This is a genomic window from Streptococcus constellatus subsp. constellatus (assembly GCF_023167545.1).
GTDB lineage: Bacteria > Bacillota > Bacilli > Lactobacillales > Streptococcaceae > Streptococcus > Streptococcus constellatus.
On the sequence record NZ_AP014647.1, the window covers coordinates 1,448,026 to 1,472,964 of the forward strand.

At 40.7% G+C, this 24,939-nt stretch carries 21 protein-coding genes, 11 tRNA genes, 3 rRNA genes and 2 pseudogenes; 1 reads left to right on the forward strand and 36 read right to left on the reverse strand.

Annotated elements, in window-relative coordinates; genetic code table 11:
- The 35 genes and pseudogenes from SCSC_RS07090 to SCSC_RS07260 form a co-directional block, all read right to left on the reverse strand.
- On the reverse strand, nt 1–849 hold the full coding sequence (locus tag SCSC_RS07090) for an SAM hydrolase/SAM-dependent halogenase family protein (protein WP_006270191.1): 849 nt from the start codon (nt 847–849) through the stop codon (nt 1–3).
- A 444-nt stretch (nt 850–1,293) separates the two neighbouring features.
- Nucleotides 1,294–1,367: transfer RNA gene (locus SCSC_RS07095), tRNA-Pro, on the reverse strand.
- A gap of 39 nt (nt 1,368–1,406) precedes the next feature.
- Nucleotides 1,407–1,480, reverse strand: a tRNA-Arg gene (locus tag SCSC_RS07100).
- 61 nt (nt 1,481–1,541) lie between these two features.
- Nucleotides 1,542–1,615: transfer RNA gene (locus SCSC_RS07105), tRNA-Arg, on the reverse strand.
- 9 nt (nt 1,616–1,624) lie between these two features.
- Nucleotides 1,625–1,710 (reverse strand) — tRNA-Leu (locus SCSC_RS07110).
- Between the two features lie 7 nt (nt 1,711–1,717).
- Nucleotides 1,718–1,789: transfer RNA gene (locus SCSC_RS07115), tRNA-Gly, on the reverse strand.
- Between the two features lie 15 nt (nt 1,790–1,804).
- A tRNA-Thr gene (locus SCSC_RS07120) sits at nt 1,805–1,877 on the reverse strand.
- 10 nt (nt 1,878–1,887) lie between these two features.
- Nucleotides 1,888–1,969: transfer RNA gene (locus SCSC_RS07125), tRNA-Leu, on the reverse strand.
- A 9-nt stretch (nt 1,970–1,978) separates the two neighbouring features.
- Nucleotides 1,979–2,051 (reverse strand) — tRNA-Lys (locus SCSC_RS07130).
- A gap of 27 nt (nt 2,052–2,078) precedes the next feature.
- A tRNA-Asp gene (locus SCSC_RS07135) sits at nt 2,079–2,151 on the reverse strand.
- Between the two features lie 17 nt (nt 2,152–2,168).
- A tRNA-Val gene (locus SCSC_RS07140) sits at nt 2,169–2,241 on the reverse strand.
- 105 nt (nt 2,242–2,346) lie between these two features.
- A 5S ribosomal RNA gene (gene rrf / locus SCSC_RS07145) occupies nt 2,347–2,462 on the reverse strand.
- 251 nt (nt 2,463–2,713) lie between these two features.
- Nucleotides 2,714–5,616: ribosomal RNA gene (locus SCSC_RS07150) — 23S ribosomal RNA — on the reverse strand.
- 190 nt (nt 5,617–5,806) lie between these two features.
- A tRNA-Ala gene (locus tag SCSC_RS07155) sits at nt 5,807–5,879 on the reverse strand.
- Between the two features lie 56 nt (nt 5,880–5,935).
- Nucleotides 5,936–7,491: ribosomal RNA gene (locus SCSC_RS07160) — 16S ribosomal RNA — on the reverse strand.
- The 16S, 23S and 5S rRNA genes sit together here with 11 tRNA genes alongside, the layout of an rRNA operon.
- A 246-nt stretch (nt 7,492–7,737) precedes the next feature.
- Nucleotides 7,738–7,851: pseudogene (locus tag SCSC_RS07165) on the reverse strand (IS30 family transposase); the annotation flags it as partial.
- Between the two features lie 159 nt (nt 7,852–8,010).
- Entirely contained in the window at nt 8,011–8,352 is a 342-nt protein-coding gene (locus SCSC_RS09440) for an IS3 family transposase (RefSeq protein WP_037567728.1), read from the reverse strand.
- A 300-nt stretch (nt 8,353–8,652) separates the two neighbouring features.
- Complete coding sequence (locus SCSC_RS07175) at nt 8,653–9,345, reverse strand: methionine ABC transporter permease (protein WP_006270229.1); 693 nt, start codon at nt 9,343–9,345, stop codon at nt 8,653–8,655.
- Nucleotides 9,346–10,407: a methionine ABC transporter ATP-binding protein gene (locus SCSC_RS07180; RefSeq protein ID WP_006270278.1), complete on the reverse strand. Its 1,062-nt coding sequence runs from the start codon at nt 10,405–10,407 to the stop codon at nt 9,346–9,348. It abuts the gene before it with no gap.
- Entirely contained in the window at nt 10,400–11,773 is a 1,374-nt protein-coding gene (locus tag SCSC_RS07185; protein ID WP_006270269.1) for a M20/M25/M40 family metallo-hydrolase, read from the reverse strand. The genes SCSC_RS07180 and SCSC_RS07185 overlap by 8 nt, the downstream gene beginning before the upstream one ends.
- An 89-nt stretch (nt 11,774–11,862) precedes the next feature.
- Nucleotides 11,863–12,714, reverse strand: coding sequence for a MetQ/NlpA family ABC transporter substrate-binding protein (locus tag SCSC_RS07190; RefSeq protein ID WP_006270215.1), 852 nt, complete (start codon nt 12,712–12,714; stop codon nt 11,863–11,865).
- Nucleotides 12,715–12,868: 154 nt separating this feature from the next.
- A complete protein-coding gene (locus SCSC_RS07195; protein ID WP_006270307.1) occupies nt 12,869–13,693 on the reverse strand; it encodes an amino acid ABC transporter substrate-binding protein in 825 nt (274 codons plus the stop codon).
- A 171-nt stretch (nt 13,694–13,864) separates the two neighbouring features.
- The gene (locus SCSC_RS07200; protein WP_170237880.1) at nt 13,865–14,029 is read right to left on the reverse strand and encodes a hypothetical protein; all 165 of its coding nucleotides are present in this window, start codon (nt 14,027–14,029) and stop codon (nt 13,865–13,867) included.
- 68 nt (nt 14,030–14,097) lie between these two features.
- Nucleotides 14,098–14,436, reverse strand: a pseudogene (locus SCSC_RS07205) (SulP family inorganic anion transporter).
- Between the two features lie 245 nt (nt 14,437–14,681).
- Complete coding sequence (locus SCSC_RS07210; protein ID WP_006270306.1) at nt 14,682–15,083, reverse strand: helix-turn-helix domain-containing protein; 402 nt, start codon at nt 15,081–15,083, stop codon at nt 14,682–14,684.
- 461 nt (nt 15,084–15,544) lie between these two features.
- A complete protein-coding gene (locus SCSC_RS07215; RefSeq protein ID WP_003026093.1) occupies nt 15,545–16,261 on the reverse strand; it encodes a YebC/PmpR family DNA-binding transcriptional regulator in 717 nt (238 codons plus the stop codon).
- Between the two features lie 115 nt (nt 16,262–16,376).
- Nucleotides 16,377–17,468, reverse strand: coding sequence for a nucleotidyltransferase (locus tag SCSC_RS07220; protein ID WP_006270266.1), 1,092 nt, complete (start codon nt 17,466–17,468; stop codon nt 16,377–16,379).
- Nucleotides 17,469–17,488: 20 nt separating this feature from the next.
- Nucleotides 17,489–18,688, reverse strand: a complete 1,200-nt coding sequence (locus SCSC_RS07225; RefSeq protein WP_006270260.1) for an ATP-binding protein — start codon at nt 18,686–18,688, stop codon at nt 17,489–17,491.
- Between the two features lie 26 nt (nt 18,689–18,714).
- Nucleotides 18,715–19,449 carry a class I SAM-dependent DNA methyltransferase gene (locus tag SCSC_RS07230; RefSeq protein ID WP_037565933.1) on the reverse strand — a complete coding sequence of 245 codons (735 nt, stop codon included), beginning with the start codon at nt 19,447–19,449 and terminating at the stop codon, nt 18,715–18,717.
- A gap of 91 nt (nt 19,450–19,540) precedes the next feature.
- Nucleotides 19,541–19,906, reverse strand: coding sequence for a ribosome silencing factor (rsfS, locus tag SCSC_RS07235; protein WP_003070487.1), 366 nt, complete (start codon nt 19,904–19,906; stop codon nt 19,541–19,543).
- Nucleotides 19,907–20,500, reverse strand: coding sequence for a bis(5'-nucleosyl)-tetraphosphatase (symmetrical) YqeK (gene yqeK, locus SCSC_RS07240; protein WP_006270303.1), 594 nt, complete (start codon nt 20,498–20,500; stop codon nt 19,907–19,909).
- Nucleotides 20,490–21,131 (reverse strand): nicotinate-nucleotide adenylyltransferase, encoded by a 642-nt coding sequence (locus SCSC_RS07245; RefSeq protein ID WP_006270255.1) that lies wholly within the window; start codon nt 21,129–21,131, stop codon nt 20,490–20,492. Before SCSC_RS07245 ends, yqeK begins: the two co-directional genes overlap by 11 nt.
- A 12-nt stretch (nt 21,132–21,143) precedes the next feature.
- Nucleotides 21,144–21,455 (reverse strand): ribosome assembly RNA-binding protein YhbY, encoded by a 312-nt coding sequence (gene yhbY / locus SCSC_RS07250; RefSeq protein WP_006270302.1) that lies wholly within the window; start codon nt 21,453–21,455, stop codon nt 21,144–21,146.
- Nucleotides 21,456–21,518: 63 nt separating this feature from the next.
- On the reverse strand, nt 21,519–22,625 hold the full coding sequence (gene yqeH, locus SCSC_RS07255; RefSeq protein ID WP_006270304.1) for a ribosome biogenesis GTPase YqeH: 1,107 nt from the start codon (nt 22,623–22,625) through the stop codon (nt 21,519–21,521).
- A gap of 2 nt (nt 22,626–22,627) precedes the next feature.
- Nucleotides 22,628–23,155 (reverse strand): YqeG family HAD IIIA-type phosphatase, encoded by a 528-nt coding sequence (locus tag SCSC_RS07260; RefSeq protein WP_006270212.1) that lies wholly within the window; start codon nt 23,153–23,155, stop codon nt 22,628–22,630.
- 149 nt (nt 23,156–23,304) lie between these two features.
- On the opposite strand from SCSC_RS07260, the gene SCSC_RS07265 reads away from it, so the two are divergent.
- A complete protein-coding gene (locus tag SCSC_RS07265) occupies nt 23,305–23,931 on the forward strand; it encodes a TVP38/TMEM64 family protein (RefSeq protein ID WP_006270264.1) in 627 nt (208 codons plus the stop codon).
- Between the two features lie 30 nt (nt 23,932–23,961).
- Here the strand turns inward: SCSC_RS07265 and SCSC_RS07270 are convergent, their stop codons facing one another.
- Complete coding sequence (locus SCSC_RS07270) at nt 23,962–24,873, reverse strand: DMT family transporter (protein WP_006270219.1); 912 nt, start codon at nt 24,871–24,873, stop codon at nt 23,962–23,964.
- Nucleotides 24,874–24,939 lie beyond the last annotated feature (66 nt).

Sequence of the window (24,939 nt, forward strand, 5' to 3'; positions counted from 1 at the left end):
TTATTTTTCAATCCGTTTGATTTCAATACTCCATTGCGCTCCGACTCCTACATTATAGGCCTTTGCAAAAGAACCTTGATTGATAGCCAGACCAACACGATAAAGAGAATTGATATACAAAATTGGCTGACCAATCCGGACATCCGCAAAAGATTTCCCATAAGTCACCTGATTCTGATAGACCAGCATATCATTATTGTAAATCGTGACCTCAAACCGATCACCAAATTCAGGACTTAGAGTATAAAATTCCTCACGCCTAATAGAAGTCCACAGTGACCCAAAACGAACATCTAAAATATCAATAGCCCCACTAACAAAATCATTCCCAATTGTCGTTTCCACAACAGGAATTTCCATGATATCCTCAGTATCTAGTTCAGGTCCTACCTCCTCAAAAGTAATATGTCCACTAGCTAGTTTTGCCCCTGTATAAGCATAAACATCCCGACCATGAAACGTATAAGAATGCTCCGTATTTTTTCGTCGGTTTTCCACCTCCGAAATCTCACGAATCGCAACAATTCCCACATGTTTCTTGATAAAAGAAAGTGTCCCATTATTTGGCGTGACAATATACTGATTTTGTACAGTTTTGGCAACCACACTTTTGCGCTTAGAGCCAACACCCGGATCCACAACTGATACAAAAGTTGTTCCCTCCGGCCAATAATTCACCGTTTGAAACAAACGATAACTTCCCTCAAAAATATTGTAAGGCGTAATATCATGGGTCAAATGATGTATTTTTAAAGTTGGAGATTCTTCTAACGCCACACCGACCATCGCCGATACAGCCCCATCTACCAAACCGAAATCTGATTGTAGTACAAGTAAATTATTATACATCTTCTCTCCTTCATCACACTTCTATCATAACACAAATTAAATTTCTTATCCATATCTATTTTTTTATCACATCAATAAATACTATCTATAGTTATTCGCCCATCTTAGCAAATGACTAAATATAAAATAATTATTTTGACAAGAAATGCCATTCCAATTCAAAGTTGATACAAATCTCAAATATTAGAAGATAACATTACCAGCAAAACATAATAATTTCTAACCTAATATTTATAAAATTTCACACCTCTCCAGAATGTAACATATGATTCAAGAGGTTGATAATAAATAAGCCAGTAGCATTTACATATAAAAGAGAAAAGCAAAATACTTCTCCCGCTTTCAATACTACAATTTATATTAAGTCGAAAAAAGGAGAGAATAAACTTATTCTCTCCAGATGTTAAAAACTAACATTTATTTAAGCTAATATCGAATAAAATATCGGGAAGACAGGATTCGAACCTGCGACACCTTGGTCCCAAACCAAGTACTCTACCAAGCTGAGCTACTTCCCGTATAGGTAGAAAAACCGAAGCCCTCAGACTTCTTCCCTATGCACCCTAGAGGAGTCGAACCTCTAACCGCCTGATTCGTAGTCAGGTACTCTATCCAGTTGAGCTAAGGGTGCTCTAACTATTGAATATATATGTTCATTATACCAAAAATATTAAAAAAGTCAAACCTTTTTATGCACCCTAGAGGAGTCGAACCTCTAACCGCCTGATTCGTAGTCAGGTACTCTATCCAGTTGAGCTAAGGGTGCTCTTTCCTATGCCGAGGACCGGAATCGAACCGGTACGATTGCTTCCAATCGCAGGATTTTAAGTCCTGTGCGTCTGCCAGTTCCGCCACCCCGGCTCCCTCAAGCGAACGACGGGGTTCGAACCCGCGACCCCCACCTTGGCAAGGTGATGTTCTACCACTGAACTACGTTCGCATCCTTTTCTTCTTATGCCGGCTACATGACTTGAACACGCGACCCTCTGATTACAAATCAGATGCTCTACCAACTGAGCTAAGCCGGCTTATCTTCTATGCGGGTGAAGGGACTTGAACCCCCACGCCGTTAAGCGCCAGATCCTAAATCTGGTGCGTCTGCCAATTCCGCCACACCCGCCTGTGACTATGACCCGTACTGGGCTCGAACCAGTGACCCTTTGATTAAAAGTCAAATGCTCTACCAACTGAGCTAACGAGTCTCTCTAATGTATCTCTATACACCAAAACGGTCCCGACGGGAATCGAACCCGCGATCTTCGCCGTGACAGGGCGACGTGATAACCGCTACACTACGGGACCTATTCTTTCTAGAATTATGGGAGTTAACGGGATCGAACCGCTGACCCTCTGCTTGTAAGGCAGATGCTCTCCCAGCTGAGCTAAACTCCCTTGGAATGGAGTTTAGCTCAGCCAACGGTGAGAAACTTCGTTTCTCTTATCCACCGATTGAAATGTCGATTCCCTCTCCATTTCAACTAAGCTAAACTCCCCTTTGCTAAGCGACTACCTTATCTCACAGGGGGCAACCCCCAACTACTTCCGGCGTTCTAGGGCTTAACTGCTGTGTTCGGCATGGGTACAGGTGTATCTCCTAGGCTATCGTCACTTAACTATATGAATGGACTCGGTCAAAAGCTTCGCTTCCTCTATCTCCCAAGCCAAAACATCCACTGGATATTTCGTCCACTCAAAATTGAATAACGCTCTCAAATCGTTTCAAGCATAAACTAAACATTCTGTGTTCTCAATAAAATTGTACTCGGGTTAAATCCTTGGAAAAAAGATAAATGGTCTGGTGTTCATCGAACACTACTCCCATTCCCTATTTCTCAAGTGGATTTTACACCCTTAGTAACTAATCTAGGATAAGTCCTCGAGCTATTAGTATTAGTCCGCTCCATTGCTCACACAACTTCCACTCCTAACCTATCTACCTGATCTTCTCTCAGGGCTCTTACTGATATAAAATCATGGGAAATCTCATCTTGAGGTGGGTTTCACACTTAGATGCTTTCAGCGTTTATCCCTTCCCTACATAGCTACCCAGCGATGCTCTTGGCAGAACAACTGGTACACCAGCGGTAAGTCCACTCTGGTCCTCTCGTACTAGGAGCAGATCCTCTCAAATTTCCTTCGCCCGCGACGGATAGGGACCGAACTGTCTCACGACGTTCTGAACCCAGCTCGCGTGCCGCTTTAATGGGCGAACAGCCCAACCCTTGGGACCGACTACAGCCCCAGGATGCGACGAGCCGACATCGAGGTGCCAAACCTCCCCGTCGATGTGAACTCTTGGGGGAGATAAGCCTGTTATCCCCAGGGTAGCTTTTATCCGTTGAGCGATGGCCCTTCCATACGGTACCACCGGATCACTAAGCCCGACTTTCGTCCCTGCTCGAGTTGTAGCTCTCGCAGTCAAGCTCCCTTCTACCTTTACACTCTACGATTGATTTCCAACCAATCTGAGGGAACCTTTGGGCGCCTCCGTTACTCTTTAGGAGGCGACCGCCCCAGTCAAACTGCCCGTCAGACACTGTCTCCGTAGATGATCAACCTACCGGGTTAGAGTGGCCATAACACAAGGGTAGTATCCCAACATCGCCTCCATCGAAACTGGCGTCCCGATCTCATTGGCTCCTACCTATCCTGTACATGTGGTACAGACACTCAATATCAAACTGCAGTAAAGCTCCATGGGGTCTTTCCGTCCTGTCGCGGGTAACCTGCATCTTCACAGGTACTAAAATTTCACCGAGTCTCTCGTTGAGACAGTGCCCAAATCATTACGCCTTTCGTGCGGGTCGGAACTTACCCGACAAGGAATTTCGCTACCTTAGGACCGTTATAGTTACGGCCGCCGTTTACTGGGGCTTCAATTCATACCTTCGCGTTACCGCTAAGCACTCCTCTTAACCTTCCAGCACCGGGCAGGCGTCACCCCCTATACATCATCTTACGATTTAGCAGAGAGCTGTGTTTTTGATAAACAGTTGCTTGGGCCTATTCACTGCGGCTCAGTTAAACTGAGCACCCCTTCTCCCGAAGTTACGGGGTCATTTTGCCGAGTTCCTTAACGAGAGTTCTCTCGCTCACCTGAGGCTACTCGCCTCGACTACCTGTGTCGGTTTGCGGTACGGGTAGAATATAGATTAATGCTAGAAGCTTTTCTTGGCAGGGTGACATCACTCACTTCGCTACTAAACTTCGCTCCCCATCACAGCTCAACGTTACAGATATAAGCATTTGACTCATACCACGCCTCACTGCTTAGACGTGCTCTTCCATTCGCACGCTTGAGTTAGCCTTCTGCGTCCCTCCTTCACTCTATACTCTAGTACAGGAATCTCTACCTGTTGGCCATCGGATACACCTTTCGGTCTCTCCTTAGGTCCCGACTAACCCAGGGCGGACGAGCCTTCCCCTGGAAACCTTAGTCTTACGGTGGATGGGATTCTCACCCATCTTGCGCTACTCATACCGGCATTCTCACTTCTATGCGTTCCAGTGCTCCTCACGGTACACCTTCGCCACACATAGAACGCTCTCCTACCATACCTATAAAGGTATCCACAGCTTCGGTAAATTGTTTTAGCCCCGGTACATTTTCGGCGCAGGGTCACTCGACTAGTGAGCTATTACGCACTCTTTGAATGAATAGCTGCTTCTAAGCTAACATCCTAGTTGTCTGTGCAACCCCACATCCTTTTCCACTTAACAATTATTTGGGGACCTTAGCTGGTGGTCTGGGCTGTTTCCCTTTCGACTACGGATCTTAGCACTCGCAGTCTGACTGCCGACCATAATTCTTTGGCATTCGGAGTTTATCTGAGATTGGTAATCCGGGATGGACCCCTCACCCAAACAGTGCTCTACCTCCAAGAATCTTCATGTCGACGCTAGCCCTAAAGCTATTTCGGAGAGAACCAGCTATCTCCAAGTTCGTTTGGAATTTCTCCGCTACCCACAAGTCATCCAAGCACTTTTCAACGTGCCCTGGTTCGGTCCTCCAGTGCGTTTTACCGCACCTTCAACCTGCTCATGGGTAGGTCACATGGTTTCGGGTCTACATCATGATACTAAGTCGCCCTTTTCAGACTCGGTTTCCCTACGGCTCCGTCTCTTCAACTTAACCTCGCATCATAACGTAACTCGCCGGTTCATTCTACAAAAGGCACGCTCTCACCCATTAACGGGCTCGAACTTGTTGTAGGCACACGGTTTCAGGTTCTCTTTCACTCCCCTCCCGGGGTGCTTTTCACCTTTCCCTCACGGTACTGGTTCACTATCGGTCACTAGGGAGTATTTAGGGTTGGGAGATGGTCCTCCCAGATTCCGACGAGATTCCACGTGTCTCGCCGTACTCAGGATCCTGCTAGGTATAAAGACTATTTTAAATACGAGGCTCTTACTCTCTCTGGCAACCTTTCCCAAGGTCTTCTTCTATAATCTTTACGTCCACTTCGCAGTCCTACAACCCCGAAGAGTAAACTCTTCGGTTTGCCCTCCTGCCCTTTCGCTCGCCGCTACTTAGGCAATCGCTTTTGCTTTCTCTTCCTGCAGCTACTTAGATGTTTCAGTTCACTGCGTCTTCCTCCTCATATCCTTAACAGATATGGGTAACAGGTAGTACCTGTTGGGTTCCCCCATTCGGACATCCCTGGATCTACGCTTACTTACAGCTCCCCAAGGCATTTCGTCGTTTGTCACGTCCTTCTTCGGCTCCTAGTGCCAAGGCATCCACCGTGCGCCCTTACTAACTTAACCTTATTTTGACCTTTCAGTCATAAACTCATTAATATTCACAGCGTTTCGGTTTATTTTCTTGTTACTATTTGATATCGTTATTCAATTTTCAATGGGCTAATTAGGTTCGTGTTCAACTTCTTTACCCGTTGAACACCTATCCTATCTTATCTAGTTGAACAAGAATCTCATTTCTTTGCATCCTAGATAATGGAGCCTAGCGGGATCGAACCGCTGACCTCCTGCGTGCAAAGCAGGCGCTCTCCCAGCTGAGCTAAGGCCCCACAAGACCTCTCAAAACTAAACAAAACGAACTCAATGGCTTCCGATTTTTCCTTAGAAAGGAGGTGATCCAGCCGCACCTTCCGATACGGCTACCTTGTTACGACTTCACCCCAATCATCTATCCCACCTTAGGCGGCTGGCTCCTTACGGTTACCTCACCGACTTCGGGTGTTACAAACTCTCGTGGTGTGACGGGCGGTGTGTACAAGGCCCGGGAACGTATTCACCGCGGCGTGCTGATCCGCGATTACTAGCGATTCCGACTTCATGTAGGCGAGTTGCAGCCTACAATCCGAACTGAGACTGGCTTTCAGAGATTAGCTTGCCGTCACCGGCTTGCGACTCGTTGTACCAGCCATTGTAGCACGTGTGTAGCCCAGGTCATAAGGGGCATGATGATTTGACGTCATCCCCACCTTCCTCCGGTTTATTACCGGCAGTCTCGCTAGAGTGCCCAACTGAATGATGGCAACTAACAATAAGGGTTGCGCTCGTTGCGGGACTTAACCCAACATCTCACGACACGAGCTGACGACAACCATGCACCACCTGTCACCTCTGCCCCGAAGGGAAACTCTATCTCTAGAGTGGTCAGAGGGATGTCAAGACCTGGTAAGGTTCTTCGCGTTGCTTCGAATTAAACCACATGCTCCACCGCTTGTGCGGGCCCCCGTCAATTCCTTTGAGTTTCAACCTTGCGGTCGTACTCCCCAGGCGGAGTGCTTAATGCGTTAGCTGCGGCACTAAGTCCCGGAAAGGACCTAACACCTAGCACTCATCGTTTACGGCGTGGACTACCAGGGTATCTAATCCTGTTCGCTCCCCACGCTTTCGAGCCTCAGCGTCAGTTACAGACCAGAGAGCCGCTTTCGCCACCGGTGTTCCTCCATATATCTACGCATTTCACCGCTACACATGGAATTCCACTCTCCCCTTCTGCACTCAAGTTAAACAGTTTCCAAAGCCTACAATGGTTGAGCCACTGCCTTTCACTTCAGACTTATCTAACCGCCTGCGCTCGCTTTACGCCCAATAAATCCGGACAACGCTCGGGACCTACGTATTACCGCGGCTGCTGGCACGTAGTTAGCCGTCCCTTTCTGGTTAAGTACCGTCACTGTGTGAACTTTCCACTCTCACACACGTTCTTCCTTAACAACAGAGCTTTACGATCCGAAAACCTTCTTCACTCACGCGGCGTTGCTCGGTCAGGGTTCCCCCCATTGCCGAAGATTCCCTACTGCTGCCTCCCGTAGGAGTCTGGGCCGTGTCTCAGTCCCAGTGTGGCCGATCACCCTCTCAGGTCGGCTATGTATCGTTGCCTTGGTGAGCCGTTACCTCACCAACTAGCTAATACAACGCAGGTCCATCTGGTAGTGATGCTCTTGCACCTTTTAAACATCTACCATGCAGTAAATGTTCTTATGCGGTATTAGCTATCGTTTCCAATAGTTATCCCCCGCTACCAGGCAGGTTACCTACGCGTTACTCACCCGTTCGCAACTCACAGAATACGGTGTAGTAAACTACGGTGCATCCTGTGCGTTCTACTTGCATGTATTAGGCACGCCGCCAGCGTTCGTCCTGAGCCAGGATCAAACTCTCATATAAAGTTTGAGCTCTCACTCATTTCTGTCACTGACAGATTTATTTTTCTTTTGTTTGACGGACTGTCTCTCAACAGTCGCCTGCACATTGGTTCGTCTTGTTCAGTTTTCAAAGGTCTTTATCGCCCTCAAGCGACAACTATCTTAGTATATCACCTCCTCCTCTTCTTGTCAATACTTTTTTTCATCTTTTTTTATTTTCCTCTAGCTTTTTTCCCTGTGCCAAAATTCAAGTCTAAGTTTGCCCCTCTTATAAAACCAGTCTAGGAGATTTGTAATCTAATACTCTCTTTGGATAGTTATTCATCCAATTTTCAATAAATGCGACTTGTTGCTGAGTCGCATTTTTGTTTCCCTTAGGCAATTCCAATTGATTGAGCGTATCCAATACAAAGTCAGTATCTTGACAATCTGAAATGGTGTAAGCTACCATCTCACGATTGTAGAGATCCATGACGGAAGATAGGTAGACAAAGTAGAGGTAGGTAATGTCTGTGACTAGCTTCTCCAGTGGCTTTTCTACTTAGAAATCACGATCTAGCTTATTCTCTGTCACATAGTAAGGCTGACCTATATTTGCCACCTTCTTAGGACGTGCACGACAGAGCCAACTATTCTCCTTCATAATTCGATAGACTTTCTTGCGATTAACGATTAGTCCATGGATTTTCTTAAGTAGTCGTGTAATAGTACGATAGCCATAGATAAAATGATGTTCCATACAGAGTTGCTCGATTTTTTCTACAACCTCGTTTCTCTTCTCAAGTTTTTTGCCTCTTGCTTTCCAACGGTAGAAAGTTGAGCGTTTGACGCCGAAACAGGACCGAACCGCTGACCCTCTGCGATTGCCTGACCAAGCTCCGATACTTTTTTAAGAGTTGTACCTGTAGTCGTAGTTGTTCTACTTCAGATAGCTCCTCCAGACCTTTGCCGTAATGACCTTGTTAGACTTACCTGCCTTCTTCATTTCGATACAGGCTAACTTAGTTTCCACTGAATAGGTTTTTTTGAGCATAATAAAACACTCCTGTTTCTAGTTTCCTAGATTTCAGCAGAAGTGGTTTTCTTATGTCTCATTTTGAGGGTGTAGTGCCTATTATCATAGAATTTTTATATCATTTCTTCATATATTTATTGTTTATCTTTAACAATCATATTTAGTTGTCTATTTATGACTTAACTTTCTAGTCAAAAAATCACCAGCAAACTGGATAGTAAAGATAAGAATAATGATAATCACTGTTGCTAAAATAGTGACATCATTGTTATAACGATTGAAACCATAAGCAATAGCAACATTGCCAATCCCGCCGGCTCCGACAGCACCGGCCATGGCTGTTTCCCCAATCAGAGAAATGAGAGTCACAGTCGTCACACGAATCAAATCTGGCAGACCTTCGCGTAGATAGACACCTACTAGATCACTGAAAGTCGCTCCACTAGCTTGAGCAGCTTCAATCACACCAGCATCTAATTCGGCGAGAACAACCTGAACTTGACGAGCAAAGAAAGCAAATACAGCAAAAGAAAGTGGTACGATAGCTGCATTTGGTCCAATGCTAGTTCCTACAATCAAATGGGAAAACGGAGAAAGAACGGCTAACAAAATAATAAATGGAATTGCGCGAAAGATTGACGTGATTTTATCTAAAACCCAAAAAACTACTTTATTTTCCAAGACTCCTCCCGGAGCAGTCAAAACAAGAAAAAGCCCAGCAATTAACCCTAATAATCCACCAATAATAAAAGAAGTGACTGTCATATATAATGTCAAGTAAATAGCTGTTCCCCAGCCAGCTTGACCACTCCACCCCATTCGATAAACATTCGGCAAGTATGTTTGAATAAAGTTTTCCATCTATGCTTCTCCCTTCAATACCGTTAATTGAACCCCAGCTTCACAAATAGCTGTTTTAGCCGCTACTAGATTTTCCTTTTGACCAGATAAAACAACGACCAGTTCTCCGACAGGTGTTCCCCCTAAAATTTCAATATTTCCATAAAGTATGTTGGCAGTAACTTGATGATGTTTGTAAATCTCATTCAGCAAGGGTTCATCTGTAGAGGTTCCCGCATACTTCATTTGTACTAATAGGCTATTTGAGGCTAAATGTTTGACAATCTCTTGCTGTTCAATCTTGTCCATAGCTTCATCAATCCCTGTTGCAGTGGAGATAAAGTCTTTGGTTAAATCTTGCTGAGGATTAGAGAAAATATCCAAGACAGAACCTTCTTCAATCAATTGACCATCTTGCATAACAGCAACACAATTAGCGATATCTTTGATAATTTGCATCTCATGAGTAATCAAAACAATCGTTAATCCGAGCTTTTGATTCAAATCTTGTAACAATGTGAGGATTTGTTTAGTTGTTTTGGGATCTAGAGAAGAAGTTGATTCATCCGAAATCAAGATTTTGGGGTCATTTGCCAAGGCACGCGCGATTGCAACCCGTTGTTTTTGCCCTCCAGAAAGCTGAGAGGGATAATTTTCAGCGCGATCTGCTAAGCCAACGAGCTCCAACAACGTATGTACTTTCTCTTTCTTTTCTTCTTTTGATAAGCCAGAATGTTTCAACGCAAACGCAACATTTTCTTCCGCTGTTAATTGACTCATCAAATTAAAATGTTGGAAAATCATGCCAATATCTTGACGTTTGCGACGCAGTTGTTCTGCTGTCAGAGTTACTTTATTGTCAAAAAGAACATCCCCATCTACAATAATTTTCCCATTCGTTGGAACTTGCAGTAGGTTAATAACACGAACCAAGGTTGATTTCCCAGCTCCAGAATAGCCAACAATTCCATAAATATCTCTTTCTTGAATATGAAGTGTCACATCTTTAACTGCTTGAATCTGACGTTTCTTTTGTTGAAAAGTTACATCAATATGATCTAACTGAATCATTTCTTTACTCATAACTTGCAATCAGCTCCTCTACTAATTCAATATGGGTGTAATAATCTGAAATGCGTACATTCTCATCACCACCATGGTCACGACTATTTGCATTACCAAGTCCAAAAGCGACCATCGGCACTTCAAGTGCTTCAAAAACAGTGTGCATGGGACCGGTTCCTGCGGTTGTAGGCAAAACAGAAACACCTTCTGGATAAAATTTCTTAGCCAGTTCAATAACCTTTAAAATCGGTGGCGCGCTCATATCACTACGATAACTCATTTCGCCCAAAGTATAGACTAATTCTACCTTATCAAAACCATTTTTATCGAGTTGTTCTCGGATTAATTCTAATACTCTATGAGGTTCTAGTCCTGGAACTAAACGAACTTCTACTTTTGCTGAAGCCTCTGCAGGAAGGATAGTTTTCACCCCCTGCCCCTGATAACCAGAAGTAATCCCTTCAATGTTAATAGAAGGTTCAAAGAAGATTCGATTTAAAAAATCTTTTTTCTCCGCTTGTAATAAAGGTAATTTCAAACCGTAAATGGTTTCTACTTCTTCTGGACTGCGCTGAGCGTATCTCTCCACCAAAGCCAATTCTCGTTGATTGGGTGTCATTACTTGTTCATAAAGTCCCTCTACTTTAATGCGTCCATCCTTATTTCTCAAACTAGTAAGGGCATTAATCAAGTACCAAGAAGCTGAATCAATCACGCCACCAAAACTGGAGTGAATGTCCACTTCTGCACTTTTAACCTTGATATCAAACGTGACAATTCCCTTATTTCCACCAGAAATTTCAAGTTGACCTAAAGAATTTTTAATGCCTTGTTCCCAAACCAACAGGTCTGCTCCATGTAGAAGAAATTTGTGTTTCTCTAGATATTTCTCCAAATCAACCGAAGCTGATTCCTCCGCACCTTCCATGATAAAAATGACAGTAACAGGCAAGTCATCATGCGTTTGTAGGTATTTTTGAACAGCCGTCAAACGTGCAATAATATGCCCTTTGTCATCATCGACTCCACGACCATACATACTACCATCCCGAATAGATAGAGTGAACGGATCATCTGTCCAAATTTGATCACTATCTGCCGGAACTGTATCATAGTGGTTGTAAAAAATAATTGTCTTAGCTGTTGGATTCTGACTTTTAAATTTTGCTATCACAAATGGCGCTGTATAGCTTTCATCTAATTCCACCTCTGCACCGGCTTTGATAAAGATTTCTTTTAGATAAGCAGCAACTTCTTGTAGACCAACCTGTTGGGCAAAGATTGATTTTTTAGCAATCAACGCCCGTAAAACGGCAATATAGTCTTGTGCCACCATATCCTCGTCAAATCTTTTAATTTGTTCTTCTTCACTTGAAAATGTCATCTTTTTTCCTCATAGTTATGGCGACAAAACTCAGTCGGCAATTCCAACTGAGTTTTGTCAAACTGAAATACAGATAAATAGGGTGAATCTTACCAAACTGGTTGATCTAGACCATCTGATGTTTCGTCAACTACTTTTTTGACTTCATCTGTATGATAGGCTTTGATAATTTTCTTAATGGCATCTGCTTTTGGAGATTTTTCCCAATCTTTTTTAGCTGCAATGATATTAAACCATTGTTTTGAGTTTTTATCTTTTGGTTCAACAAACAGAGCTTTTTTAAAATCAATTTTTGCTTCAGTAACAAAAGTATTATTGACAACAGCTGCATCTACAGATGTCAATGAACGTGCTGTTTGACTGGCATCCAATTCTGTAATTTTCAATTTCTTTGGATTTTCTTTGATATTTGCCACAGTTGCCAATTCATTCCCAGATTTGTCTAATTTAATCAGACCTGCAGATTGCAATAGATTGAGTGCTCGACTTTCATTTGTTGCATCATTTGGAACTGCGATTTCTGCACCATTTGGAATTTGACTTACCTTCGTATATTTATTTTTCCCATTTTTTGTACCAGAATAGAGGCGAATTGGGGCAATATAAGTTTCAGCTGCTGCGACTAAGTTTTGCTTGTTTTCCTTATTCCAGTTGTTCAAAAAATAGTAGTGTTGGAAAGCATTGATATCCACTTCACCATCAGCAACTGCTTTATTCGGCTGAGAGTAATCCGTAAATTCTGTAAATTGCAACTTGATGTTATCTTTTTTCAACAACTCTTGAATCTTGTCCCAACGTTTTTCTTCCGAATCACTTTTTGTCATCACACCAATTTTAACTGTCTTGGCATCAGTATTTTTATTTCCCGAACCACAAGCTGCTAAACCAATTACTGCTGTCGCTGCTAGAGCTGTTATTCCAAACCATTTTTTCAATTTCATTTTCATTCTCCTTTAAAAATCTTATGAAAATAGTATCGCACATATTTATCTGATTGACAAATTGTTATTTCATAACAAGGGTTATAGTTTTAAGCTATAACTAAATTTATTAAAAAACCAGCTGACATTTAACATCTAACTGGTTTTAAGTTTCTTATTTCACATCTGCTTCTGCTGGCAAGTAACTACCACCAAAGAATTTTTGAGATAATTTTTCCAGAGTCCCATCTTTGTACAAGTCTTGAATGCGCTTATTGACAAATGTTTTCAATTCATTTTGCCCCTTTGCTAAAAGTGGATAAACATAAGGTTGTTGATTGCTTGGTAAATCAATCACTTTTAGGTTATCCAGTTTTTGATTTTTAATAACTGTTTCAACACCGATTTTATCAAAAATCTTATAATCAAACTTTCCATCATTTAAATGGTTCATAATTTGTTGAAAATCCGCTTTTGTATAGCTAATTTTTGTTGGATTGTTAGCATGGGCTTGATTGTATTTTTCTAATTGTGCGGCAGTCGTTGTCCCTTGCACTACTTCTGTTTTCTTACCACCAATATCATCCAATGATTGAATAGTTTTATCAGATTTTTTCACTACTAAGACATTTGGATTTTTAGCAGTCGGAGCTGCATACAAATACTTCCCTGCACGTTCTTTTGTATAGCTGATATTGTTCACTGCCATTTGGTAGCGATCGCTATCTAGACCAGCGAAAATACCAGACCACTCTGTCGTTTCAAATTTGACCTTATATTTATTAGAACCTTTAAAAATGGCACGAATAACTTCAATCTCATAGCCGGTTAGTTTCCCATTTTCTTCATAGTTAAATGGCTTTGGTGAAGCATTCGTTGCAACTTTGACTTCTGTTTTCCCAGATGAAGTAGCTGACTTTGAATTAGAGCACGCTGCTAACATTCCTGCTGTTAAAAGTCCAAGAGCTACTAAAGAAAAGTATTTCAATACTTTTTTCATATTCCTACATAACCTCTTTCATTAAGATAAATCCTATCATATCAAATATTTTTCTTCTTGACTATTATTTGATTTTTATCCAAGTGATAGATTTTCTTTATCAAGTAGAGCTAAACGAAATCAGATTTTTACCAAACATTGATACATTTTACGAATAGTGGAAACACTCAATTACTTTTCTAAACTAGCTGCGCGCATTAAAGCGATATCAATATTAGCACAAAAGTTGTCTGCACCAACTCTATCAATAAAGCTTGCTTTTCCATGACATGGTAAGGTTGTTCGTTGACATTTGCCAAGGATCTCTTCAAGAGCATCCAATCCTGAAATATCCATTGCAGACACACTGCGCATACGAAGAATTAAGACATTTTTACCTTGTTCAGACTAAAGAAATCCTTGATTTATCCAGCGATGATTCCAACGTCAATTCCAAGAGTAAAGCCAACAGTGATGGTCTTTGAAATAAATTTAATCAGATCATCAAAATACAACAAACCCATGCCGATGAGCATTAGACCAGCTAAGAAAGTGGCTACTGTCAGACCAGATAGACCGTACTGCGCAATAATTCCATAAATGATAACAACAAAATAGCTATTAGTTCACCAATCTGAACACGACTCCCACCTAAAAAAGGGAATGAAAAAACCAACTACAACAGCTGTATAAACATCTTGCTCTGGATTGACCCTCGAAGCAATCGCTAAAGAAATTGACAATGGTAAGGCAATAATTGCCACGATAATCTAGCTACAAGGTCTTTGACAAATTGTGCACCCGAATAATTCTTTACCATACTAAAAACTTAGGATTGATATGCTTAAAAGCGTCCATTTTCCCCTCCTCTTTTTCCCTGTTCCCAGACGCTTGCGAGAATCTTATTACCATTGTAATATAACCCCATGTAAAATCTCTAGATGACCTGAATATGAAAACTTACCAGAAAAGGCGATAGTTATTTCACCAACGCCTTTAACAATTATTCTCATTCGTTTTTATCCTTTAGTGAGGAGATTGAAAGACTGGCTAAACCAAGTCCAAGCATTGTCAGTGCAGCCTTAGTGTCCACTTTTCCTAAAGCAGATAAAACCACTACAACAATCCCCATGGCTATTCCAAGTCCTCTCAACACGGTGTCAACAATATCAGATTTTCTATTTTTCTTGTTTTCTTTCATCACTGTCTGTCCTTGCATAAGCTCATCTACCGATGTATCAAACAGGTCTGCTAATTTAGGAATGGTATTAATATCTGGATAGGATAAATCTCTTTCCCATTTTGAAACAGCCTTATCAGTGACCCCCATCTTTTCAGCCAGTTCTAATTGTGTCATCCCTTTTGCTTTCCTTAATGATGAAATCATCATACCTAGTGTTTGTTTTTTCATCAGATTTTTCCTCCCTCCATTTGCTAATTATATTGTAGCACCTTTTCTTACAAACTCAATCGACCAATAGTTTACTTCTCTCAACTTATAGTTTATCACTGGTTTGTCTGCTTTTTACGCTCCTTATTTGAATTTTTAGAATAAGCTGAGCTACAACAAGCAGTCTTGGAAACCAACCTCACTCTTCAACTACATATTATTAGCTAGCCACCTTTTCTACCAAACTTCATGTCTACTCTATCAAAGTAAAGAAGATACTAGCTCAACATATTTACGTTACGGTCTTATAACTAAATTTCTTAAAAAACACTGAGAGATTAGTAAGTAACAAAAAAAGAGACTGGGACAAAATTATCTCAGTCTCAATCTGTATTAGTAAAAAACTCTTGACGCAGTAGCTGTCGGACTCTTCATTTGCTTTTTAAGCTCAGAAGAGTATCTAAGCACCTCTTTCTTCACTATTAAAATCCTTCTACATTTGTATAAATTTTTTGGACATCTTCGTCATCTTCCAAAACAGCATACAACTTTTCAAATGTTTCTAAGTCTTCACCTGATAAGGTCACATCAGATTGCGGAATCATTTCCAATTCGGTGACTTGGAATTCTTCTACACCAGATTCACGGAGAGCAGTCAAGGCCTTGTGCAAATCTGTTGGTGCTGTATAAACTGTAATGCTTCCATCTTCTGCTTCTACATCATCTACGTCTACATCTGCTTCTAACAGTTGTTCAAAGACACTATCTGCATCGTCTCCTGCAAACACAATCACACCTTTATTATCAAACATATAAGAAACTGAGCCACTTGCTCCCATATTTCCACCGTTTTTACCAAAGGCAGAGCGAACATTGGCTGCCGTACGGTTGACATTTGAAGTTAGTGTATCAACGATGAGCATAGAACCATTTGGTCCAAACCCTTCATAACGCCCCTCTGTAAAGGTTTCGTCTGTGTTTCCTTTTGCCTTATCCAGTGCTTTGTCAATGACATGCTTTGGCACTTGTGCTTGTTTCGCACGTTCAATAACAAATTTCAAAGCTGAGTTCGATTCTGGATCTGGCTCTCCTTTTTTAGCTGCTACATAGATTTCAACACCAAATTTAGCATAAACTTTTGAGTTTGCACCATCTTTGGCAGTCTTTTTTGCCACAATATTGGCCCATTTACGTCCCATTGGATATTCTCCTTTAGATTTTCACTTTTTCAATCTTTCTTATTATATCACAAGTCAGGTTGAATTTCACTAGCAAATTATTGACAATGTCTAGCTCTATAAAATAATTTTCGCATCAATCTATCATTATCGGGATTCTTCCAAAATTCTGCTCCTCTAGTTGGGCGTTCCCTAGCTGATAAATACAATCAGCTCGCTGGGTTAAGGAATCCCATGGTTCTTGACCGATGCGACTGATGAAGTCTGTTTTCCCTTTCATCTTTTTAAGATGTTCTCGACCTGCTTGAGTAAAGCCCAAGATATGAATACCGCTAGGCAACTGATCATTTCTTGCACCGACCAAAATATAAGTCAGAATTCGTCTGATTCGTGCTTTCGTATATCGCTTGGTTGCGACTTGTTCGACCAACTCCTCTACGCTATAACTGCTTTTCACTGCTTCCTGCAAGCGCACCGCAAGTTCTTGATTAACCTGATAAAAACTCGTCAAATCGGGATGACTGATAATCTGGTAACGCAGCAAAGGATAGAGTGCTGACCAGGTCACTTTGGGAGACTGAATCAGCAGTTCATGAGCCGGGGTAAATTTCTCCAAAAAATCTGGACAATTAAGACGCTCTCTAAGAGCCGTAGCAGAGGCGTATTTTAAATTTTCTTCTTGTGAATGATAACCAGCTCCCTGACGCTTGATTGGGAGAAGCTCGATAGCCTTATTCGCGCAAGCTTTAGCATAGGACAGCCCTAAAATGTGGTTTGGCGTATCACCAGTGAAGTGCACACCAGCAAATTTTTTCCACATTTCCTGCGTTTTCTGTGGATATGACAAATCAGCTGGCAAACTTTGCAAGTAATCCACCATATTCTGTTGATTATCCCCATAAATCTGTGAAAAGTGCTGATAATCCAGATTTTCTTCCGTCCCAAAAGCCAACTTATCCATACCTAGACGTTCTAAAATGTCCACCGCACCTTGTGCAAAGTAATCCGCTGACTGAACAGCCACCAAAAATGGCAATTCAACCACCAAATCAGCGCCATTTCGCAGAGCCATTTCCGCGCGTGTCCACTTATCCACAATCGCAGGCTCACCACGTTGGACAAAATTACCCGACATAGCAACAACCTTCACACCATCAGCCTGCGACAGCAAATACTTATGCCCATTATGAAAAGGATTAAATTCAGCAATAATACCAGTAACAGTCATGGAGTGCTCCTAAATTTATACTAATAATCTATTCTTCTATATTCACTTAACATTTTTTGAAGTATACATATGTCCTCACATTCCTGCTTAAATGCACCATCAGTATAGCCATTTCCTAATTTTGGAACTGTAGGAACAATACTTTGAATTTCACTAGAGTAATGTTTTCTGCATTCTTTCCAATTTCTTTTAACAAATCGCTTAAAATTTAATCTTTCTTCTTTTGAGTTAAATACCAAAATGCTTTCAAAAAAATTATTTCTAGAGATTCTTGCATCATCAGTATATTCTTTACAATACAAGAATTCATTAAGCTTAAAAATTAATGAATCTTTTTCCATATATTTAAACATAACATCCCATCCCCTAATGGCATTGAAAGCTATACCATCGGTTTCTGGACATGGAGTATCATATCTTCCACCATCTAAAGATAAACCTACAAAATCTGCTAGTAAAGTTTGATGATAATATAATTGTATTTTTAAATAACTAGGAGTAGAATCTGATTGAAAAAAGTGATAATATTCATAACCATGTCGACTTTCATCAAAATCATAAATTAGTCTATATTCTGGGAAAATTTTATAATACATTTCCATAGTATTATCTGAAATATTCATCCAATTTTTTGAATCTTTTAAATAAATTTCAAATTTTTCATTTGGCGTTTGAACAAGACCAAATCTTTTTTTCCATAAATATTCAACCTTATCTATATCTGCAGACTTATCTTTTGGAGTATTACTGTCTTGGATTCTTGTATAAATGTGATTAGCTTTTAAACTTTGGAATTTTTCTTTCAGATAGAATGGTGTTTGTCTACTATTATGAATTATTATCACATCTAAAATAAACGATTTTATTAAAACTTGTTTTACAGTTACAATTGGTCGAATATCTCCTGCAAATTTTTTATCCTTCAAAAAATCAACAATTTTTTGAGTATTCCTCCGGTTTCGATCTGCAGCTACATCATATAAAGAAAAATTTTCATCATCTACACCAATAATAATATAAGCGTCATGATTAGCTAAATTATTTGCCATACATATAATATCATGTAAAAGATCAACAACTTTACTAGAATCATACCATTGACGCTTAAAATCCCAATATTCTCCCTCTTGATGAAGTTCAATCAGATTAATAATTTCAGATTCCAAATCACTATTTATATTACCTTTTTGAAAACAGCTCATTTTTGCACCACTTCCCATTAAAAATCAAACACACTTAAGTTCCCCTACTTCTCACACACAAAAAACCAACGTTTGCTTTCCTTTTTCGGTGCTTGGTCTTCAAAATCTGCATAAACCTTAACAGTTTTAAATCCAGCTTGTTCCAGTAAAATATCATAGGTCAGAATTTCGTAAGTGCGTTCTTCGTGGACTTCATCGTAGCGTGTGAAGCGCCCGTCTTCGTCTTGCAAGAAGAAGGTCAATTCGTGCACAACAGAATGCGGTGCCTCATCAGCATAGGTATCCCAAACCATGGCAAATTCTTCTGCATTTTCATGGTAAGAATAACCAGGAAAAACAGTATCTGTCTGATAGGTTGAGTGCACGTCAAAGATGAATACTCCGTCCTCATTCAAACAGTCGTAAACTTGTTTAAAGACATCACCAACCTCAACTTCATCAGCCATATAACAGATAGAATCTGAGTAACAAGTCACCAAATCGTAATTTCCTGCTTGCGACAAATCAAGCATGTTGCCCTGTCTGAATTCAATAGCTTCACCCGCTTCTTTGGCACGTTTACGAGCGATTTCAAGCATATCCTCACTCAAATCAAGTCCGGTCACATAAAAGCCAACTTTAGCAAAGCGTACGGATTGAATTCCTGTTCCACAAGCTAATTCTAGCAGTTTTTTCTTATTTTTTGGAAAATGGCGGAGCGAAAAGTTAGTCCATTTATCATAAAGGGAGTCATCCATGATAGCATCATAGACTGATGCAAACGTTTCATAAGTTGTCATCTTACCTAACAGTACCAAAAACAGGTACTTTCCTTTCTCCTCGTTGAAAAGGGCTGGGACAACGTCCTCAACCCTTCATTAATATTTTTAATTACAAGGTTTGTTTCTCAAGTAATGGTGTTACATCAATACCGACCGCTTCATACCAGAGTTTTTCAAGATTGTAGTGACTCCGCATTTCCTCGGAAAAGATATGAACGACCACACCACCTAAGTCTAGAAGCACCCAGCCTCCAGCAGCATCCCCTTCTACATGACTAGCTGACAGCCCTACTTCTGTGACTTTCTCACGGATATTTTCTGCAATAGCTTCTAGTTGACGACTATTCATAGAGCTAGCAATGACAAAATAATCAGTCATCGTCGTCAATCCCTGCAAATCTAGTACGGTGATATCTTCCGCTCGTTTTTCATCTGCTGCTTTTACAACAATTTCCAATAATTCTTTTTCTTTCATTTAATCCTCTTTCAAATAGTACACATGTGCATTATAGGTCTCCAAAGTTTGGGGATAGATCGGCAAGCCCTGATGAGCCAGATATTCCACTGTACGCGCTGTTTCATAAGCCACAGCTTGGTTGAGCGAAACGTGAGCAATCTCACGCGCCCGCTCCACTCCTGGAAAGTTCCGATTAGGCTCAATATAGTCTGCTACGTAGACCACCTTATCTAAATCGGACATTTGGGCAGAACCTACGGTATGAATCTCAATAGCTCGTAGAATTTCTGGATCACTCAATCCTAAATCTTCTTGAATTTTGTAAATGCCGACCATGCCATGCCAAACATTATTTCCCCAATCTTTCAGCTTTGGATCCAGATCATACTTATCAATCAACGCCAGAAATTCTTCGTCAGAAAGCTTTTTTGCATAATCATGAAGTAGCCCTGCTAAACCAGCTTTTTCCACATCTACACCAAAACGCTCTGCCAAGTCAATCGCTGCTTGTTCCACTCCCAGACAATGTTTAAAACGTTTTTCTGGTAACAGTTGCTGCATTTTGACTAAAAGCTGATTACGAGAAATTCCCACGTAGCTTTCATATCCCATTATTGTAAAGACCTTCTTTCTCGATATAGTTTAAAACTAGCTTAGGTAAGAGAAAATTTGGTGTTCGTCCTTGAGCCAGAAAGTCCCGAACCATATTAGAAGAAATATCCATGAGCGGCACATCTACCCAAATAACTGGGTAGGACGTTCCTGCTTTATACCTAGGGCGTTGAACACCGACAAATTGAACCAAATCAACCAATTCATCAATCCGATACCATTTAGGAAGATAATCTACCATGTCCGCTCCGATAATGAAATAATAATCTGTATCTGGATGTTTTTCTGTCAAGAGCTTCATCGTATCATAGGTATAACTAATACCTTTTCTCTCAAGTTCAATGGTTTCAATTCCTAAACCTTTGATGCCTTCAATTGCCAACTCCAACATTTTCAATCGGTGTTTCTCATCAATCGTTGTTTTCTTATCAACATGGGGCGGCTCATACTCAGGCATGAGCAAGACCTGATCTAAACATAGCTGCTGACGAACTTGATCAGCTACGACCAAATGAGCATTATGGACTGGATTGAAGTTTCCACCTAAAATCCCAACTTGCTTTCTTTTTTTTGCTTTTACTTCTGGTTCCAACTTCACCTTGGTGAAAGGAGTCAGTAATTCAATTGCCATAGGCTACTTCCTCTAAATTTCTTTTACCTTTACTGAAATTTTGCGTTTTTCCTTTTTGCTAGACTGCTTGTACAAAATCAAAATACGACCAATTTTTTGAACAGTGTCCACCCCGATTTCTTCTTCGAGAATTTCTGCTACTTCATGAATGTTCTCATCTGTATTTTGCAGAAGAGTCACTTTAATCAATTCTCTAGCATCTAGAGCTTGACGGACACTTGTTTTAATCTGGTCGTTGAGGCCGTTTTTGCCAATCTGAATAATGGGTTTGAGACTGTGAGCTTGACTATTTAAAAAAGCTCGTTGTTTGGATGTTAATGACATAGATTCCTCTTTTGTTTCTTATTTCGTTTGTCTTCTCTTTATTTTTCTAACAGCCATTTCTTCTTAGATAATGGCTTTGCGGGTCACCACTGCTACTTCCTCTGGCGCCCAAACTGCAATCTGTGCTGGTCCTATCACACGAATCCAGCCCAAACCTGAAAAGACTACATCTGTTTTGGTTTCAATTTTCAACTCATGCTTGACTAGCTGCGGAAAATCTGCCACTTCTTTTTTAGAGGGCGGTGTTAGCAAAGAACCAACATGCTTTTCATAAAATTCTCCCGCTCCCGCAAGTTTGGTGCGGTGCAATTGGAGTTCATTGTCAAAATAAGCAGTAAAACCTTGTTTGTTACCCGACACAAAATCAAAGCGTCCCAAGCCTCCTAAAAAGAGGGTTTGTTCAGGATTGAGTTGATAAGTTTTGGGCTTGATTTCCTTTTTCGGGCTGACATATTTGAGATTTTTAGCAGATAAATAATGAGCCATTTGGTGGCGGTGGATAATTCCAGGTGTGTCGTAGATATGACTACCATCAACCAGAGGAATCTCAATCTTATCCAAAGTAGTGCCAGGAAAACGGGAAGTGGTGATAATGTCCTTATCCCCAGTGATTTCCTGAATAATAGCATTGATTAGCGTTGACTTACCAACATTAGTTACACCGACCACATAGACATCTCGGCCTTTCCGATATTGCTCAATCTTTTCAATTAGTTCTTTAATAGCTTGCTTGTTTTGAGCTGAAGTCAGAACCACATCAACAGGACGCAGACCTTCCTCGTGAGCCCTCTCTGTCAACCATTGGGTCACTTTGCTAGTCTTAACAGACTTGGGAAGAATATCTTTTTTATTCCCAACTAACAGCACATCATTACCAGCCACAAAGCGTGGTAAACCTGGAATGACCGAACCATTAAAATCAAAAATATCTACTACATTGACTACGAGAGCATTACTGTCACCCACTTCGTGGAGAAGCCTAAGAAAATCATCGTCTGTCAGCTGCACATCAGTAATTTCGTTGTAGTGACGGAGACGAAAACAGCGCTGGCAGTACAGTTCGCCAATCTCCGTTCCCTTTTCCAAAGCAGACTGAGGAGTATAACCTAACTTGTCCTTATATTTTGTCTGAATCGGTGCTCCACACCCAATACAGAAAATGTCTTCCATGTTTAAATTCCTTTTTTGTATTCAATCATTCCATATTTTTTAGTGATTTTTTTCAAAACTCTCCGCTCACGCGCCCGATTAATCTGAGTTTTTATTGAATCATGCTCAACCAGCGGCTTGACTAAAATCGAACGAATTCCGGCTCTATGAGCAGCTCGAATATCCGTCATAAGCTGATCGCCCACCATGACCACTTCGTTTTTCTCAAAACGGAATTCTTTCAACGCACGATTAATCCCCCAAGTGAATGGTTTCATGGACCAACAAACATAATCAATTCCAAATTTTTCAACTGCTCGCTTCACTCGTTTTTTGGTATTATTAGATACCACAATAATTCGAATCCCTGCATCTCGCACATCGTGAAGCCACTGCTTCATTTCTGGTGTTCCATCTGGATTATTCCACGCAATGAGGGTATTATCTAGGTCTACCAAAACTGCTTTGATGCCGTGTTTTTTTAAGCTTTCAACTGTCAAATCGTAAACTGCCTCAATTGCAAAATCAGGCATGTAATTTTCAATCGCCACATTTCTCTCCAAACATTATACTTCTACCTATTTTAACATAAAAAAAAGGTTTTCGCACCCTAGATCTTTTCATCGATTTTATGTACAATTTGCCAAAAAATGTTTAAAAATGTTATAGTAAGAATAGAGAATTTAACACGGAGGAACTTATGGCAAATACGAGTAAGAAAATGACTGCCGTCTCCCCTCTTTTACAAAAATTTATCAACTGGGCTTCTATTGTTGGAGCAGTTGGAACAGTAATTTTCTGTATCTGGGCCTATTATACTGGCATTTTACAATCTAAAGAAACCCTGTCCGCCTTTATTAAGCAGGCTGGATTTTGGGGACCACCACTTTTTATTTTCCTGCAAATCCTACAGACAGTTGTTCCTATTATTCCTGGAGCTTTGACTTCGGTTGCTGGTGTTTTTATTTATGGTCATATCATTGGAACCATTTATAATTATGTCGGTATCGTCATCGGCTGTGCTATTATTTTTTACCTAGCGCGTACCTACGGTTCTGCTTTTGTCCAATCGGTCGTCAGCAAACACACCTACGACAAGTATATCGGTTGGCTGGACGAGGACAATCGTTTTGAACGTTTTTTCATCTTTATGATGATTTGGCCTATCAGCCCAGCTGACTTCCTCTGTATGCTGGCTGCTCTTACGAAAATGACTTTTAAAAAATATATGATTATTATTGTCTTGTGCAAACCCATCACACTTGTCATCTATACTTACGGTTTGACATACATTATCGACTTCTTTTGGCAATTATTTTCAAAATGAAAGACAGAGCAATGCGATTTGCTCTGCCTTTTATAAGATTCCTTTCCTTTTTTCTAATATCAAATCTTTTATAGAAATCAAGAAGACCGCCGATAAAATCATAAACATACCAGCAAAGTCTACAAGATAAAATTGCTCATGCATAATGAGAAAGGCAAAAAATACAGCCGATATGGGCTCAACAGCCGCTAACAGGCTAGATTTCACAGGTCCGACTAAACTGGTTCCTTTGAGAAACAGTGTATAGGCGAGGATTGTCCCCACTAAAATAATCCCAGCTAAAGCTAGATACACTTCCATTGACAATCGCCAATGAAAATGCAGGATACCACTGAATGGTATCAGAACAAGTCCTGCTAATGTCATCCCCACTCCAATCACTGGAATGCTGCCCCACCTTTTTATCAACTTAATCGGAATTAAAATATATAAAGCGTAAGTGAAGGCAGCAAATAATCCCCAGAAAAGCCCTGCTGGCGTTACAGATAAATGATTGAACTGACCGTGAGTGGCAATCAAAAAAGTACCTCCAATAGCTAATATCATAGACAACACTTCTGTTATAGTAGGTGCAACCCAATCTTTGAGGCAAGTATAAGCAAGGATTCCAACCGGACAGACATATTGCAGAACAGTAGCTGTGCCTGCATTACTTTCATAAATAGATTTTAAATAAGCAAATTGATTGAGCAAAAGTCCTAATAAAGCAAAAAGCACTAATGACATCATCGCTTCCTGATCTTTTAGCATTTCAAATAATTTTTTGCGATTGGTTAATACCATATACGATATCAACAGAACTCCCGCAATTAAAAGTCGAACATTCGTTAAAACTAAGACGGGAAATCCATGCGCCATTAAGTATTGCCCACTCGTACCTGACAATCCCCATGCAACTCCTGCTACTAATGTTAACATTGTTCCTTTGGCTGTCTTTGACATTCCACTTCTCCCTTTCATCGTATGATTATAACACAAAAAATCAGCCGAAATGACTGATTTTTTAGA